The sequence below is a fragment of the Acinetobacter sp. 228 genome (genome assembly GCF_048147885.1).
Genome location: NZ_JAYWYV010000005.1, coordinates 142,669 through 156,443, shown reverse-complemented (window position 1 = coordinate 156,443; position 13,775 = coordinate 142,669). Strand labels below are relative to the sequence as shown.

Annotated in this window: 16 protein-coding genes; 12 read left to right on the top strand and 4 right to left on the bottom strand. The window is 41.9% G+C overall.

Features of this window, described 5'->3' with window-relative positions; translation table 11 throughout:
• The first annotated feature begins 51 nt into the window (after positions 1-51).
• Genes cysT through VXQ92_RS05965 form a run of 4 tightly spaced genes read left to right on the top strand, consistent with a single transcriptional unit; the run spans position 52 to position 3,826 of the window.
• Positions 52-885 (top strand): sulfate ABC transporter permease subunit CysT, encoded by an 834-nt coding sequence (gene cysT, locus VXQ92_RS05980; RefSeq protein WP_416680834.1) that lies wholly within the window; start codon positions 52-54, stop codon positions 883-885.
• The gene (cysW, locus tag VXQ92_RS05975) at positions 882-1,775 is read left to right on the top strand and encodes a sulfate ABC transporter permease subunit CysW (RefSeq protein WP_416680833.1); all 894 of its coding nucleotides are present in this window, start codon (positions 882-884) and stop codon (positions 1,773-1,775) included. The genes cysT and cysW overlap by 4 nt, the downstream gene beginning before the upstream one ends.
• Positions 1,776-1,786: 11 nt before the next feature.
• The gene (locus tag VXQ92_RS05970) at positions 1,787-2,848 is read left to right on the top strand and encodes a sulfate/molybdate ABC transporter ATP-binding protein (protein WP_064102786.1); all 1,062 of its coding nucleotides are present in this window, start codon (positions 1,787-1,789) and stop codon (positions 2,846-2,848) included.
• Positions 2,849-2,902: 54 nt separating this feature from the next.
• A complete protein-coding gene (locus tag VXQ92_RS05965) occupies positions 2,903-3,826 on the top strand; it encodes a CysB family HTH-type transcriptional regulator (RefSeq protein ID WP_064102787.1) in 924 nt (307 codons plus the stop codon).
• A gap of 465 nt (positions 3,827-4,291) precedes the next feature.
• Here VXQ92_RS05965 and carO read toward each other — a convergent pair whose 3' ends face one another.
• On the bottom strand, positions 4,292-5,023 hold the full coding sequence (gene carO, locus VXQ92_RS05960; protein WP_064096222.1) for an ornithine uptake porin CarO type 6: 732 nt from the start codon (positions 5,021-5,023) through the stop codon (positions 4,292-4,294).
• A gap of 320 nt (positions 5,024-5,343) precedes the next feature.
• On the opposite strand from carO, the gene dapD reads away from it, so the two are divergent.
• The 5 genes from dapD to VXQ92_RS05935 all read left to right on the top strand — a co-directional run bounded on the left by dapD (position 5,344) and on the right by VXQ92_RS05935 (position 8,685).
• Complete coding sequence (gene dapD, locus VXQ92_RS05955; protein ID WP_064096223.1) at positions 5,344-6,165, top strand: 2,3,4,5-tetrahydropyridine-2,6-dicarboxylate N-succinyltransferase; 822 nt, start codon at positions 5,344-5,346, stop codon at positions 6,163-6,165.
• Positions 6,166-6,296: 131 nt separating this feature from the next.
• Entirely contained in the window at positions 6,297-7,007 is a 711-nt protein-coding gene (gene queE / locus VXQ92_RS05950) for a 7-carboxy-7-deazaguanine synthase QueE (RefSeq protein WP_064102788.1), read from the top strand.
• 33 nt (positions 7,008-7,040) lie between these two features.
• On the top strand, positions 7,041-7,709 hold the full coding sequence (gene queC / locus VXQ92_RS05945; RefSeq protein ID WP_064102789.1) for a 7-cyano-7-deazaguanine synthase QueC: 669 nt from the start codon (positions 7,041-7,043) through the stop codon (positions 7,707-7,709).
• Positions 7,710-7,725: 16 nt separating this feature from the next.
• Positions 7,726-8,139: a hypothetical protein gene (locus tag VXQ92_RS05940; protein WP_064096226.1), complete on the top strand. Its 414-nt coding sequence runs from the start codon at positions 7,726-7,728 to the stop codon at positions 8,137-8,139.
• Between the two features lie 87 nt (positions 8,140-8,226).
• Complete coding sequence (locus tag VXQ92_RS05935) at positions 8,227-8,685, top strand: peroxiredoxin (RefSeq protein WP_064096227.1); 459 nt, start codon at positions 8,227-8,229, stop codon at positions 8,683-8,685.
• Positions 8,686-8,868: 183 nt separating this feature from the next.
• On the opposite strand, the gene VXQ92_RS05930 is transcribed toward VXQ92_RS05935, so the two are convergent.
• Positions 8,869-9,432 carry a YceI family protein gene (locus tag VXQ92_RS05930; RefSeq protein WP_081406365.1) on the bottom strand — a complete coding sequence of 188 codons (564 nt, stop codon included), beginning with the start codon at positions 9,430-9,432 and terminating at the stop codon, positions 8,869-8,871.
• A 359-nt stretch (positions 9,433-9,791) separates the two neighbouring features.
• Positions 9,792-10,397, bottom strand: a complete 606-nt coding sequence (locus VXQ92_RS05925) for a LysE/ArgO family amino acid transporter (protein WP_416680861.1) — start codon at positions 10,395-10,397, stop codon at positions 9,792-9,794.
• 104 nt (positions 10,398-10,501) lie between these two features.
• Here VXQ92_RS05925 and VXQ92_RS05920 point away from each other — a divergent pair, with 104 nt between their 5' ends.
• Entirely contained in the window at positions 10,502-11,410 is a 909-nt protein-coding gene (locus tag VXQ92_RS05920; RefSeq protein WP_416680832.1) for a LysR family transcriptional regulator ArgP, read from the top strand.
• Between the two features lie 2 nt (positions 11,411-11,412).
• On the opposite strand, the gene VXQ92_RS05915 is transcribed toward VXQ92_RS05920, so the two are convergent.
• Positions 11,413-11,982, bottom strand: coding sequence for a nicotinate-nicotinamide nucleotide adenylyltransferase (locus VXQ92_RS05915; protein WP_064096230.1), 570 nt, complete (start codon positions 11,980-11,982; stop codon positions 11,413-11,415).
• A gap of 102 nt (positions 11,983-12,084) precedes the next feature.
• Between VXQ92_RS05915 and VXQ92_RS05910 the strand changes: the two genes are divergently transcribed.
• The gene (locus VXQ92_RS05910; RefSeq protein WP_416680831.1) at positions 12,085-12,885 is read left to right on the top strand and encodes an enoyl-CoA hydratase-related protein; all 801 of its coding nucleotides are present in this window, start codon (positions 12,085-12,087) and stop codon (positions 12,883-12,885) included.
• A gap of 73 nt (positions 12,886-12,958) precedes the next feature.
• A complete protein-coding gene (locus VXQ92_RS05905; protein ID WP_064102793.1) occupies positions 12,959-13,756 on the top strand; it encodes a nitroreductase family protein in 798 nt (265 codons plus the stop codon).
• The last annotated feature ends 19 nt before the right edge of the window (positions 13,757-13,775 follow it).

Below are 13,775 nucleotides of genomic sequence, written 5' to 3'. Positions count from 1 at the left end.
CTAATTTCGCTGGTTATTTTTAACCAGCATTCTCTCTTTTGAGGAGTAATCATGTCGCAGCGATCCCGAGTGCTGCCAGGATTTGGTCTTTCTCTAGGCTTTACCCTAGCGTATTTGTCATTAATCGTTCTGATCCCCCTGTCTGCTGTTTTTATTAAATCACTAGGCATTGGCTGGGAAGGCTTATGGGAGATCCTGAGCTCTGAACGTATCCAAAAATCACTGCAACTCAGTTTCAGCGCAGCGATTTTTGCCGCACTGGTAAATGTAGTATTTGGCCTGTTACTGGCCTGGTGTCTGGTACGTTACAGCTTTCCGGGCAAGCGTCTTGTCGATGCTTTGGTAGATTTGCCATTTGCCTTACCCACCGCGGTTGCGGGTATTGCCCTGACCTCTTTATATGCACCGACCGGCTGGATTGGTCAATATCTAGAACCGCTGGGTATTAAAGTCGCCTATACCCCGATTGGTATTACATTAGCGCTGATCTTTATTGGTCTGCCTTTTGTAGTGCGTACCGTCCAACCGGTACTGAGTGATCTGGAAACTGAACTGGAAGAAGCGGCTTCTGCACTGGGTGCCAACCGTTTTCAGATTATCACCAAAGTGATTTTTCCAATCCTTCTGCCTGCGCTGATCACTGGCTTCGCTTTGGCCTTCGCCCGTGGTGTTGGTGAATATGGCTCCGTGATATTTATTGCTGGTAACCAGCCTTTTGAAACAGAAATTGCCCCCTTAATGATTATTTCTCGCCTGGAAGAATATGACTATGCAGGTGCAACCACAATTGCAGTAGTGATGTTGCTGATTTCTTTTGTCTTGCTGTTTCTGATTAACTTACTGCAAGCCTGGGCAAGCCGCCGTACCGGGAGAACTGCACGATGAGTTTAAATACCAACAGCAATGTACTGGCTGAAAAGCTGCAATCCCGCGATGCAACCCGTGAGCCAACCTGGGTACGTTATACCCTGATTACCATTGCACTGATTTTCTTTTTGAGTTGCCTGATTCTGCCGCTGATTCTGGTTTTTGTAGAAGCTTTCAAACAGGGAATAGGTGTTTATACCCAGGCTCTGGTACATCCGGATACCTTGTCGGCAGTGAAACTCACCTTGTTGACTGCTGCAATCGCAGTACCACTCAATGTCGTATTTGGTGTTGCTGCTGCATGGTCAGTGGCCAAGTTTAATTTCCGTGGCAAGTCATTCCTCACCACCCTGATCGATATGCCTTTCTCGGTTTCACCCGTAATTGCCGGGTTAATGCTGGTACTGATTTTTGGTACCCAAGGCTGGATGGGTTCCTGGCTGATGGACAATGACATCAAGATCCTGTACGCGGTGCCTGCGATTGTTCTGGCAACCGTCTTCATTACCGTACCTTTTGTTGCCCGTGAGCTGATTCCGTTAATGGAAGCACAAGGTACTGAAGAAGAAGAGGCAGCAATTGTACTCGGTGCTTCTGGCTGGCAGACTTTCTGGAAGGTGACCCTGCCAAACATCAAGTGGGGCCTAATCTACGGTGTAATTCTATGTAATGCACGTGCTATGGGTGAGTTTGGTGCAGTATCGGTGGTTTCTGGTCATATCCGCGGCGAAACCAATACCTTGCCGCTCCACGTCGAGATTCTCTATAACGAATATACTTTCAGTGCTGCGTTTGCCGTGTCTTCACTTCTGGCTCTCCTCGCAATTGTAACCTTGGTTCTAAAAACCTGGGTAGAACTGCGCCAGGAAAAACAAGACAAACGTAATGATGATTTAACAGTTTCTTAAGGAATGCCCACATGAGTATTCAAGTTAAAAATATTGAAAAACACTTTGGTGCATTCCATGCACTGAAAAACATTTCACTAGATTTCCCGGATGGTCAGTTAGTGGCTCTACTGGGTCCATCAGGCTGTGGTAAAACCACCCTGCTACGTATTATTGCTGGTCTGGAATCGGCAGATGGCGGTCAGGTCATTCTTGAGGGCGAAGATGCTACCAATGTGCATGTACGGGAGCGTGAAGTCGGCTTCGTATTCCAGCACTATGCCCTGTTCCGCCATATGACGGTATTTGACAATATTGCCTTTGGCCTGCGTGTGCGCCCACGTAAAACCCGTCCATCAGAAGCGGAAATTAAAAAACGTGTGACACGTTTACTCGACTTGGTTCAGCTCGGTTTCCTGGCCGATCGTTATCCAGCCCAGCTTTCTGGGGGTCAGCGTCAACGTATTGCACTGGCACGTGCTCTGGCAGTTGAACCACGTGTATTATTACTGGATGAACCTTTTGGTGCACTGGATGCCAAAGTCCGTAAAGAGCTACGTCGCTGGTTACGTACCCTGCATGATGAACTGCATATTACATCGATCTTTGTAACTCATGATCAGGAAGAAGCACTTGAAGTTGCGGATCAGATCGTAGTGATGAACAAAGGTGATGTGGAGCAAATCGGTTCACCACGTGAAGTCTATGAAACACCGAAAACGCCATTTGTATTTGACTTTTTGGGTCAGGCAAATCGTTTTGAAGGTCAGAATCATGGCGGCCTCATCCAGCTTGGTGAAGACCGCATCCAGTTTGAGGGTGCAAAAAATGCTGCTCAAGGCGAAGTTATTTTATTCGCACGTCCAGATGACTTACGCATTCATGCACAGCCACATGACAATGCAATTCAGGCCACCTTTATTCGTGAATTGTGGATTGCTGGCAAAGTGGTTGCAGAACTGAATGATCGACAAGGCAACCTGATTGAAATTTTACTCACACCTGATGAAGCGAGAGCGCATCAATTCCGCCCAAATCAAACCGTGTGGTTAAGTGCAGTTAACTTGCATTTATTTGAAAACCAGGTCGCTTAAGATCAAAAGATGGGGTTTTAAAATACCCCATCCTCTTAAAGGGTAAAGAAAATCATGAATTTTCAACAATTAAGAATTATACGAGAAACAGTTAGACAGAACTTTAACTTAACTGAAGCTTCAGCTGCACTTTATACCTCACAGTCTGGGGTAAGTAAGCACATTAAAGATCTGGAAGATGAACTCGGGGTGCAGCTCTTTATCCGTAAGGGTAAACGTTTGTTAGGCTTAACCGAGCCAGGTCAGGCACTTTTAGGGATTGTGGAACGCATGCTGGTTGATGCTGACAATATCAAACGTCTGGCTGATGATTTTAACAAAGTCGATGAAGGCACCTTGACCATAGCGACCACGCATACGCAGGCACGTTATGTGCTGCCGCCGATTGTCAGTCAGTTTAAAAAAGAATTCCCCAAAGTTCACCTGATTTTACAACAGGCAAGCCCGGTTGAAATCACGGAAATGCTGCTGCAAGGTCAGGCGGATATCGGTATTGCAACTGAAGCACTCACCACTGAAGATAATCTGGCCAGTGTGCCTTACTATAACTGGCAGCACAGTATTATTACCCCACAGAATCATCCTCTGACCCAGAAAGAAAAAGTCACTATCGAAGACTTGGCAAATTATCCGATCATTACCTACCATGGTGGTTTTACCGGTCGCTCTAAGATTGACACCGCTTTTGAAGAGGCCGGTTTTGATGTAGATATTGTGATGTCTGCTCTTGATGCTGATGTGATCAAGACCTATGTAGAAATGAATATGGGCGTCGGCATCGTTAACGATGTGGCTTATGACCCTGAGCGTGATTACCGTTTAAGACAGATTAAAACTGATATTTTCGGAGTAAATACCACCTGGATTGCAGTACGTAAAGGTCATTTACTGCGTGGTTATGGCTACGAGTTTATTTCACTCTGCTCGCCAGATGCGGATATTAAAGCTCTGAAAAAAGTGGCTTATCCAGACGAATAGAGTGCATGATTTTCAGTTTTTGATCAAAGAGGCTAAGTGGCCTCTTTTTTATTTTTATATAGACACACATTAAAAATATTAATTTTGAAAAATTCATTACAGCTGAAGTTCCCTTTGCTTGGTTTGAACCTGAAATCAGCTGTCAGGTATAACCATTCGATCAAACCTTTGTTATAAAATTCTGGAACGGGAACTCCGAGGGCAACATTCAATCCAGATACCAGTTCAAATATTAGAGTAGTACCTCTCTAACAGATGCAAGCAACTTAGGATGTAGTAACAGGTCAATCTAATAAAAATTTTAAAGTTTGCGTTTATACCACATAGGCCTATTACACGGCTTATAGATTTATACATAGCTTTTTATGAGAGGGTCCTAGACTTAAAACCAGTTTAAGATTTTAAAAATACTTTTAAAAATGCATAAAAAAACGAGCCGAAGCTCGTTTTTTTTAAGGTCAAATCTTAGAAGCGGAAGCTTACACCGAGTTTCGCTACCGGGAACCATTCATACTTGTTATCTTCGCGAATTTTGCGTTCTTCGTTCTGAATTGCTTCCGCTACACTAGGGGAACCTGTTACAGGCGCAAGACCAGTAGCTGTTAAATTAACTTCTGGGTTACCATTGTAATAGGCACCAACTTCACCAAATATACCCCAACGGTTGGTAATGGCTGGTGAAAAACCAATGCCTACGTAAGGTGCAATACTGTTTTTATATGATAGTTTACCATCCACACGACCTTCAGTAGCACCTGGAGCAAGCTGATAATCATTGTTATCAATACTTAAAGTGTTACCTCCACCAATACTGCGAGTTAAACCATAATCATTATCAGTATATGCTACCCCTGCTGCCATATAGAACCAGTTCGCCCAAGGACGAATTTCAGCATTCAAGTAAGTCAGGTTGTTATCCAGATCCAAATCATACTTTGTTCCATTGATAGATAAATCATCAGACCAAGAAATATCACCACCGTTATAACCTAAAGTGACGCCTACATATGGGTTAGCACTCCAGGAAATTGCACCACCGTAACCGGTAGTACCTACTTCAGCACGAACAGAAGCTGGTTTAAAGAAAGAGAATTCAGTAACGCCCTCATCTGTTACGATAATTTCATCTGCGGCCATAGCAGAACTAGCGGCTATAGCTAAAATAGATACTGCTAAAATATTATTCAAAGGTTTCATTATTCCTCTCCTCAAAAGAACTTATTTTTGATCATTAGTTATTCGTGATAGGCTCAATATAAAGGACTTAAAAAATATTTTTTATTCACATTTTGCTAATCTTTTGTTATTTTTTGATACAAATTAATTTTTCTTGTTTAGAAGCAAGTCTTTTCTAACACTTCTCCTACACTTTAATTTTATGGAAAATAATAATTATCACTTTAATAATTTTACCTCTTCTATAGTTTTGGTTATTTTTCACCTATTTTTGGTGCTTTCAACTATTTTTCCTGCAATATAGTGTAAAATCTAGAAAATTTTTTTCTGGAAGGAAGATCATGTCGCAGCTTTCAACAATCATTGAACAGGCGTTTGAAGACCGTGCAAATTTTACAGCTGCAGATTGCTCTGCTGAAATTCGTCAAGCAGTTGAGGAAGTAATTGCTGGTCTAGACAATGGTACTTTACGTGTTGCTGAAAAAATCGATGGTGAATGGGTTGTTCATCAATGGATTAAAAAAGCAGTATTGTTATCATTTAAATTAAACGACAACAAACCAATGGAAGCTTGTGATCTTCGTTTCTATGACAAAGTAGATACTAAATTCTCAGGCTGGTCTGAAGAACAATTCAAGGCAGCGGGTGTACGTGTTGTACCGCCTGCAGTAGCACGTAAGGGTTCTTTCCAGGCTAAAGGTGTGATCTTGATGCCTTCTTATGTCAACATCGGTGCTTATGTCGATGAAGGCACAATGGTAGATACCTGGGCAACTGTCGGTTCATGTGCGCAAATTGGTAAAAATGTACACTTGTCAGGTGGTGTGGGCATTGGTGGTGTTCTTGAGCCACTTCAAGCAAATCCAACCATTATTGAAGATAACTGCTTTATCGGTGCACGCTCTGAAATCGTGGAAGGCGTAATCGTGGAAGAAGGCTCGGTAATTTCAATGGGTGTATTCATTGGCCAGTCGACCAAGATTTATGACCGCGCAACTGGCGAAATCCATTATGGTCGCGTACCAGCAGGTTCGGTTGTTGTTGCGGGTAGCCTTCCATCTAAATGTGGTACTTACAGCCTGTATGCTGCCATTATCGTGAAAAAAGTTGATGCACAAACTCGTTCTAAAACAAGCTTGAACGATCTATTACGCGAAGACTAAGATGTCTTAACTTAGAGGACACATTTGTGTTCATCGGAGCTCCAACCGCTCCTCGTCTCTACGATTAGTAATAATCGTAGGGATTTTTATTTTTATACCCGGTTATTTATTTTTCATTGGTTAATTTTGTTATGAATACGCTTCGATCTTCTGCAATCCCAGTTTCTGATCCGTCTGCGGGTTTACGCATTACGGAGATTTTCTATTCATTACAAGGTGAAGCCAATGCCGCAGGACTGCCAACGGTATTTATCCGTTTAACCGGTTGTCCACTACGTTGTAGCTACTGTGACACCACCTATTCCTTTGAAGGTGGCGAGCGTCAGTCTCTGGAAGATATTATCCAGACTACGCTTGATTTTAAAACACCTTATGTCTGTGTGACTGGTGGCGAACCTCTGGCACAGCCCAATGCCCTGCCCCTGATGCAGCGACTGGCAGATTTAGGATGTCAGGTTTCACTTGAAACCAGTGGGGCTTTAGATGTGTCCAAGGTGGATTCACGTGTTTCCAAAGTCCTCGACTTAAAAACACCCACTTCAGGTGAAGTTGCACGAAATTTGCTTGCTAATCTCGATCATTTAACTGCACATGATCAAATCAAGTTTGTCATTTGCAATCGTGAGGATTATGAATGGTCAAAGCAGCAGCTTGAACAGTATCAACTTCAAGAGAAAGTCAGTACAGTTTGGTTTTCGCCTGCATTTGCGGTAGAAAAAGGTGCAGTTCATTTACCACAATTGGCACGTGACTTAGCTCAATGGATTTTAGAAGACCATCTCCCTGTTCGTTTCCAGTTACAACTGCACAAGTTGTTATGGAATGATGAAACTGGTCGTTAATTTTTTGTAAAGTATTATTTGGAGAATCAGCTTATGCGCCCTCGCGCCATTGTCCTGTTATCTGGCGGTTTAGACTCAACCACATGTCTGGCTTGGGCACAGGCACGCTATGAATGTATCGCACTCAGTTTTCGCTATGGTCAACGTTCAACCACCGAGCTGGATGCAGCAAAAGCGTTAACTGAACGTGCGGGTGTAGAACATCGAGTGATCAATATTGATCTGGGTAATCTGGGGGGCTCAGCCCTTACCGATCATAGTATTGAGGTACCTGATCACGAACAGGCCGGCATTCCGATTACTTACGTTCCTGCACGTAATACCATCTTCTTGTCATATGCTTTAGCTGCAGCAGAAGTCTTCAAAGCTGAAGCAATTGTGATCGGGATTAATGCGGTCGATTACTCCGGTTATCCGGATTGCCGTCCGGAATTTATCGAGGCATTTGCCAACATGGCCCGTCTTGCAACCAAGGTTGGTGTAGAGGGCCAAGCTCTCAAGTTTGAAACACCTTTGTTACATTTATCCAAAGCAAATATTATTCGCTTAGGTATGGAACATGGCGTAGACTACAGTCAAACGGTGTCATGCTATCAAGCAGATGACCAAGGACGTGCCTGTGGTAAATGTGACAGTTGTCGTTTACGTAAACAGGGTTTTGCGGACGCAGGTGTTGAAGACCCGACACGTTATATACCGTAATAACAAGGTAGAGTTTATGAAGAATTTAAAATCAGGCATTGTACTTTCAGCAATTGTTTCAGCTGCTGCGATGTTCACCACTACAGCTCAAGCAGCTGATGACAAATTACAACAAGCTTATAAAAGCACCAATGTGAAAGCTGCATTGATCAATGTTTGTAAAGATGAAACTGGCAAAAGCAAGAAATTAACTTCTGCTGAAGTCAGTAAATATTGTACTTGTGCGGTTGAAGCAGATGGTAAATTAACCAATGCGCAAAAATGGGAAATTCAAAGTACCATTAACCAGAAAAAAAGCCCAGGTAGTTTAGCTTTTGTACAAAAGCAGAATAAAGATCTTCAAGCGTGTTTTGGTCCACAGTTAACCGGTAAACTGAAAACTTTGACTGAAGAAGCAATGAAATCAGCTCAAGCTGCACCAAAGAAATAAGATCTAATTTTTCTTATTCTTTAATGAAATAAGCCACTATAATGTGGCTTATTTTTTTGAAAAAATTTAAATAAAACAGGAGTTTTTATGTCTGAAATTAGTTTAATTGATCAGAATTTTCCTGCGACCACAGGCGAGATCAATTTAACCAAGCTAGATACAGAATGGCTAGTCATCTACTTTTATCCTAAAGATTCTACGCCGGGCTGCACCACTCAGGCAGTTGGCTTTTCCTGTTTAAAAGAGCAGTTCGAGGCTTTAAATACTACAGTTCTCGGGGTATCCCGTGATTCGGTGAAAGCCCATCAGAATTTTACTGAAAAGCAAAATCTCAGCATTAACCTGATCAGTGATAAAGAAGAAGTGTTGTGTCATCACTTTGATGTAATCAAAGAAAAGAATATGTATGGTAAACAGGTGATGGGAGTTGAGCGTTCAACTTTTATTTTCCATAACGGCCAACTGGTCAAAGAATACCGTAAGGTCAAGGCAGCTGGCCATACAGAACAAGTTCTGGAAGACTTGAAAGCCTTACAAGCAGCCTGATTAACTGCTAAGACCTAGGCATAAAAGCTCGAATATTCGAGCTTTTTTAATGGTTTTATATAGCAGCATATATTTTATATTTACCTGATAAAGATTTAAATCTGAAAATGATAAGCACGCAGCATTCTAAAAATTTTATGATGCAGGATCATCAGGCATGATGACATATAAGTGAATACTTTCTTAATTGACTTCACATTGACCTGAAAGATGAAGATTCACTTTGTCTCCTATACCTGCAATTCCCTTTTTCATACCAAAATCACTGCGATTAATCACGGCAGATGCCTGAACATCCAATAAGTTGGCATCCGACATACTGGGCTTAAAAGTTGTCTCAAAAATCACGGGCTTGGTTACACCACGCAAGGTTAAATGTCCTAATACCTTGTATTTGCCATTGCCTAGGTCTTTAAACTGAATACTTTTAAAAATTACAGTCTTGTATTTTGCTACATAAAACAGGTCTTCGCCCAAAATCATATTTTTAAATACAGGTTTACTAAAACTTAAACTTTCTACATCCATGACCAGATGGGTTGAGGCGTTTTGCGGTGCATTGGCATCAAACTGCATCGTGGATTGAACCTGATTAAACTTGGCTTTAACCATAGTAAGTCCCATGGACTTGATCTCAAACCCTACATCGCTTTTGGGGGTTAGGGTCCATGATCTTGCAAAAGACTGACTGATTAAAGCTAGACAGATCGCCAAGCTAAGAAGCCCGGTTTTTATTATTGTTTTCAATTTTAAATCCACCTTGTTTAATTTCTTATTAATCGGATTTAAGTCAACGGCTTAATCTGAAATTAAATTTTCTTGTTGTGTGTTCCCACATGGTTTCGTTATTTTTATATCAGTTTTTTGAAGTTTTTGTAAAATCATTCATGACTAATGGACAGAATAATCGTCCTGATTTCTTTCCTCAGGAGTCGTGTCTGTCCAGCAGAGAATTGTTTTGATCTTATAACTTGCTGTTCTAACTACCTTATATTGAACAGAGAATTTGCTATTTCCAGCTGAATAAAATATTAAAAATCATTGATAAATATCTTAAATAATACGCTGGCTTCATTCCGAAACAGTTTCTCAAGGCTATAACTAAATCAAATGCTGACTATTAATGACAATGCGATCGCCCACATAGTACAGGCAATAATAGCGTCCAGAATTTTCCATGCTTTTGGATGTTGAAACCATGGCGTCAATATTTTTGCGCCATATCCCAAACAAAAAAAGAAAAACCAAGAAGCAAGGACTGCGCCTAGCGTAAACCACCCTTTCCCTAGACTGTACTGGGTTGAAATAGATCCGATCAGGATTACGGTGTCTAAGTAAACATGCGGATTCAGCCAGGTAAAAGCTAGGCAGATCATTAGCACCTGTACAAAATGTTCTGTTGCCTGATCACTCAATGCCAACACCTCTGTCGATTTAAATGCACTAATCGCATGTTGCAAACCATAATAAAACAGAAATCCTGCACCAATATATTTAGAAAACATAACAATATGCGGGTAATGCTCGATGACACGCGCGAATCCAAAGACACCTAGCAAAATTAAAATAGAATCAGATAAAGCACAAATTACACAGACCCAGAACACATGCTGCTGTTTTAAACCTTGTTTTAGAACAAAGGCATTTTGTGCACCAATACTCACAATCAGGCTCATTCCTACAGCAAACCCACTCACCATATAACTGAACATCATCTTCCCCTTTTTTTAAAGAAATGCATTATTCAATAAAATCGGCAAGATTAATTAAAACTAAGTTAATATCAAATTAATTAAATATTTTTTAGATAAGAAAGATGCTGAATGCGAAACAATGTGATGCTTTTTATGCAGTTGCAAAAACCGGAAGTTTTGATCTTGCAGCGGAGCAGTTAAATATTACTGCCTCAGCAGTTACTCTTCGTGTTCAAAGTCTGGAAAAACAATTGGGACATCTGCTGTTGGTCAGAGATCGGCCTTGCCGCGTGACTCAATCCGGGCAAACTTTATTGCATTATTTACAGCATCAACGCCTACTAGAACAGAATCTGATGCAGGATCTGGGTGGACAGCTGCAACAAGAGGGTTTCTACTGTCTGAATATTGCCACCAATGCTGATTCGCTCGCGACCTGGCTGTTACCGACCTTACAAGACCAGCTGATCCGGCATAAAATTGTGTTGCATTTTCAGGTGGATGACCAATCACAGACTCATCATCTGTTAGAAGCAGGCCTCGTCAATGCCTGTTTGAGTACTGAAGCCAAGGCAATGAAGGGTTGCCGGGCCGAATTGATCGGAGAAATGCAATACCGTCTCGTTGCCACGCCTGAATTTTCCCGAAACTGGTTTCATCAAGGCTTACATCGGAATACGCTACGTCTTGCTCCTGCTATTCTTTTTAATGAAAAAGACCAGTTGCATACCCAGTTTATCCAGCAAGAGTTTGGCCTGAATCCTGCTCAATACCCTCACTTTTTCATCCCATCGACCCACGCATTTTTTGATGCAATTGTGATGGGACTGGGCTATGGCTGGTTACCGGACTATCAGGTCCGAGATTTGCTGGCATCAGGTCAACTGCTTGAGCTTTCAAGGGAATTACGCATCGAAGTCCCCCTGTATTGGCATCACTGGAAAGAACAGTCTCCTGCTCTGGAGATTTTAGGTGAATGTTTAAGGCAGCATGCTCAAGCTGCCATGAATCAACCAGTATTGAACTTGTAGTTTTAAACCAGATTGGTTTTATCATTCCGGGCGAATTTTTCACTGAGCTGTTGATAGGTCGCTGTATGCTGGAAACGCTCTAAAAATTCAATCGTGCCTTGTGGGAATTTATCCCGTTGAATTTCGCCACGATAATAAGCTTCACGCATCGGCGTGGCAGATAGGGCTCCTTCAAGACTGTCAAGTTCGACCATTTCCCATTCTGGGAAAAATTTTAAATAATAGGAAGAATCATCTTTAAAATGCCCAATCAGCCCGACTTTGGCATCCGGTTCAATGACCTGATTCACCAGCGATTTCACCAGTTTTTGCCATTTTTCATCATTATAAACATCTATGACTTCTACAAATTTGATGCGCGCCTGATCTTCAGCACTAAAATTTGACAGGATCATGGCTTCACGCTCCGAAGCCAAAAATGGATTCTTGATATTACGTTCATTTTGTGCAGAACCAAGAGCCAAAATCACATTCTGACTGTGCTGCAAGGCGATCTTAATGGTTTGCATGTGCGCCAGATGAAAAGGCTGAAAGCGGCCAATGAAAACCAGATAATCAAATGTATAGTTCATAAGGGATCAGTTTTTTATGACTCATGAGTTGTGCCGCTCCAATAAATATGCGACATAATAATTCCCATAAAATCAAATCAAGTTTAAAGCAAGGATAGTACGATGACACTGAGCTGTATTCAACAACCTCATGAGCATTTGAATGCGAATTTAGAACATGGTGTACTCACTTTGGCCATCAATCGCCCGGAAGCTAAAAATGCCTTATATAGCGAGCTTTATTTATGGATTGCGAAAGCCCTGGATGAAGCTGATCAGGCACCTGAAGTGCGTGTAGTTGTTTTACGCGGTCAGGACGCTGACTTTAGTGCAGGCAATGATATGCAGGATTTCATGAAATCTGCAGCCAATAAGGACCAGATTCGTCCGCAGGATGGCCCTCCATTTGTTTTATTAAAAGCTGCCGCAAAATTTTCCAAGCCTTTAATTGCTGCTGTGCGTGGAGTTGCGATCGGGATTGGGGTGACGATCTTACTGCATTGTGATCTGGTTTATAGTGACCATACAGCCCTGTTCCAGATTCCATTTGTCAGTCTGGGTCTATCGCCTGAAGGCGCGTCAAGCAAATTACTGATTCAACAAGCAGGCTATCATAAAGCAGCTGAATTATTGCTGACTGCACAAAAATTCAATAGTGAAAAAGCACTGAGCGCAGGTCTGGTGAACAGTATCGAAGAAGATGCCTATGCTACTACACAAAAACAGGCACAAACTCTGGCAGCTTTACCATTGGCTTCTCTGAAGCAGAGCAAAGCTTTGATGAAACATAATCTGGATGAAATTGTTGAATGGATTGATCATGAGGCAGAAATCTTTATGAACCGTGTTGGTTCAGCCGAAATGATGGAAGCAGTTCAGGCTTTTATGCAAAAACGGAAACCTGATTTCACACAATTCAACTAATTTTCAAACTCAGGATGTCAATGAGGTAGTTTAAACTGCCTTCTTGATACCTTTACTTGCCAGAATAAAGAATATGTCTACTGAAAATTTGAATGATAAATCTCATCAAACGTCTGATAGCGTCAATCCTGACAAAAAACGCTATTACGAACCAGCTCCTCAGGATATAGATGTAGAAAATTTTCGCAAAGTCATTGAAAGCCGCCGTTCAGTACGTAAATTTACCAAGAAACCAATTCCTGATGAGGTTCTGGATGCCTGTCTGGATCTGGCACTATTGGCACCGAACTCGTCCAATCTGCAGCCCTGGACTTTTTATGTGGTACAAAATCCGGGCAGGAAAAAACGTCTGGTTAAAGCCTGCATGGGTCAACTGGCAGCAAAAACTGCTTCCGAGCTGATTGTTTGCGTGGCACGTACCGACCGTATTGATGAAATGGCAAAGCGTAATGTGAATGAATTTCCATTCCCAGAAGCACCACCAGCGATTAGAAAATACTATAAATATATTCCATACAACTATAAAACGGGCTATCTGAATGCCTTCGGCAACTTTAAGAAAGTCGCTTTCAAAGTTGCACGTACACTGGACAAGCAAATGCCAGTCTCTGCTTTCAGTCCGGCTGATGCAAAACTGTGGGCAACCAAAACGACGGCACTGGCTTGTGAAAATCTGGTCTTGGCTTTACGTGCTTACGGTTTTGATAGCTGTATGATGGAAGGTTTTGATGAGCCGATGGTTCGTGAAATTCTTGAATTAAATGGCGAACAGTATCCGGTCATGGTGATTGGTGCAGGTGAACGTGCCAAAGATGGCGTATTCTTCCCGCAGTATCGTTTTGATCGTGAACTGTTTATTCAGAAGATGTAAGCAGTATCTCAAATTTAAA

Excerpts from the sequence above, each read along its gene's own strand:
- cysT (WP_416680834.1), top strand. The coding sequence starts at position 52 with ATGTCGCAGCGATCCCGAGTGCTGCCAGGATTTGGTCTTTCTCTAGGC.
- cysW (WP_416680833.1), top strand. The coding sequence starts at position 882 with ATGAGTTTAAATACCAACAGCAATGTACTGGCTGAAAAGCTGCAATCC.
- VXQ92_RS05970 (WP_064102786.1), top strand. The coding sequence starts at position 1,787 with ATGAGTATTCAAGTTAAAAATATTGAAAAACACTTTGGTGCATTCCAT.
- VXQ92_RS05965 (WP_064102787.1), top strand. The coding sequence starts at position 2,903 with ATGAATTTTCAACAATTAAGAATTATACGAGAAACAGTTAGACAGAAC.
- carO (WP_064096222.1), bottom strand. The coding sequence starts at position 5,023 with ATGAAACCTTTGAATAATATTTTAGCAGTATCTATTTTAGCTATAGCC.
- dapD (WP_064096223.1), top strand. The coding sequence starts at position 5,344 with ATGTCGCAGCTTTCAACAATCATTGAACAGGCGTTTGAAGACCGTGCA.
- queE (WP_064102788.1), top strand. The coding sequence starts at position 6,297 with ATGAATACGCTTCGATCTTCTGCAATCCCAGTTTCTGATCCGTCTGCG.
- queC (WP_064102789.1), top strand. The coding sequence starts at position 7,041 with ATGCGCCCTCGCGCCATTGTCCTGTTATCTGGCGGTTTAGACTCAACC.
- VXQ92_RS05940 (WP_064096226.1), top strand. The coding sequence starts at position 7,726 with ATGAAGAATTTAAAATCAGGCATTGTACTTTCAGCAATTGTTTCAGCT.
- VXQ92_RS05935 (WP_064096227.1), top strand. The coding sequence starts at position 8,227 with ATGTCTGAAATTAGTTTAATTGATCAGAATTTTCCTGCGACCACAGGC.
- VXQ92_RS05925 (WP_416680861.1), bottom strand. The coding sequence starts at position 10,397 with ATGTTCAGTTATATGGTGAGTGGGTTTGCTGTAGGAATGAGCCTGATT.
- VXQ92_RS05920 (WP_416680832.1), top strand. The coding sequence starts at position 10,502 with ATGCTGAATGCGAAACAATGTGATGCTTTTTATGCAGTTGCAAAAACC.
- VXQ92_RS05915 (WP_064096230.1), bottom strand. The coding sequence starts at position 11,982 with ATGAACTATACATTTGATTATCTGGTTTTCATTGGCCGCTTTCAGCCT.
- VXQ92_RS05910 (WP_416680831.1), top strand. The coding sequence starts at position 12,085 with ATGACACTGAGCTGTATTCAACAACCTCATGAGCATTTGAATGCGAAT.
- VXQ92_RS05905 (WP_064102793.1), top strand. The coding sequence starts at position 12,959 with ATGTCTACTGAAAATTTGAATGATAAATCTCATCAAACGTCTGATAGC.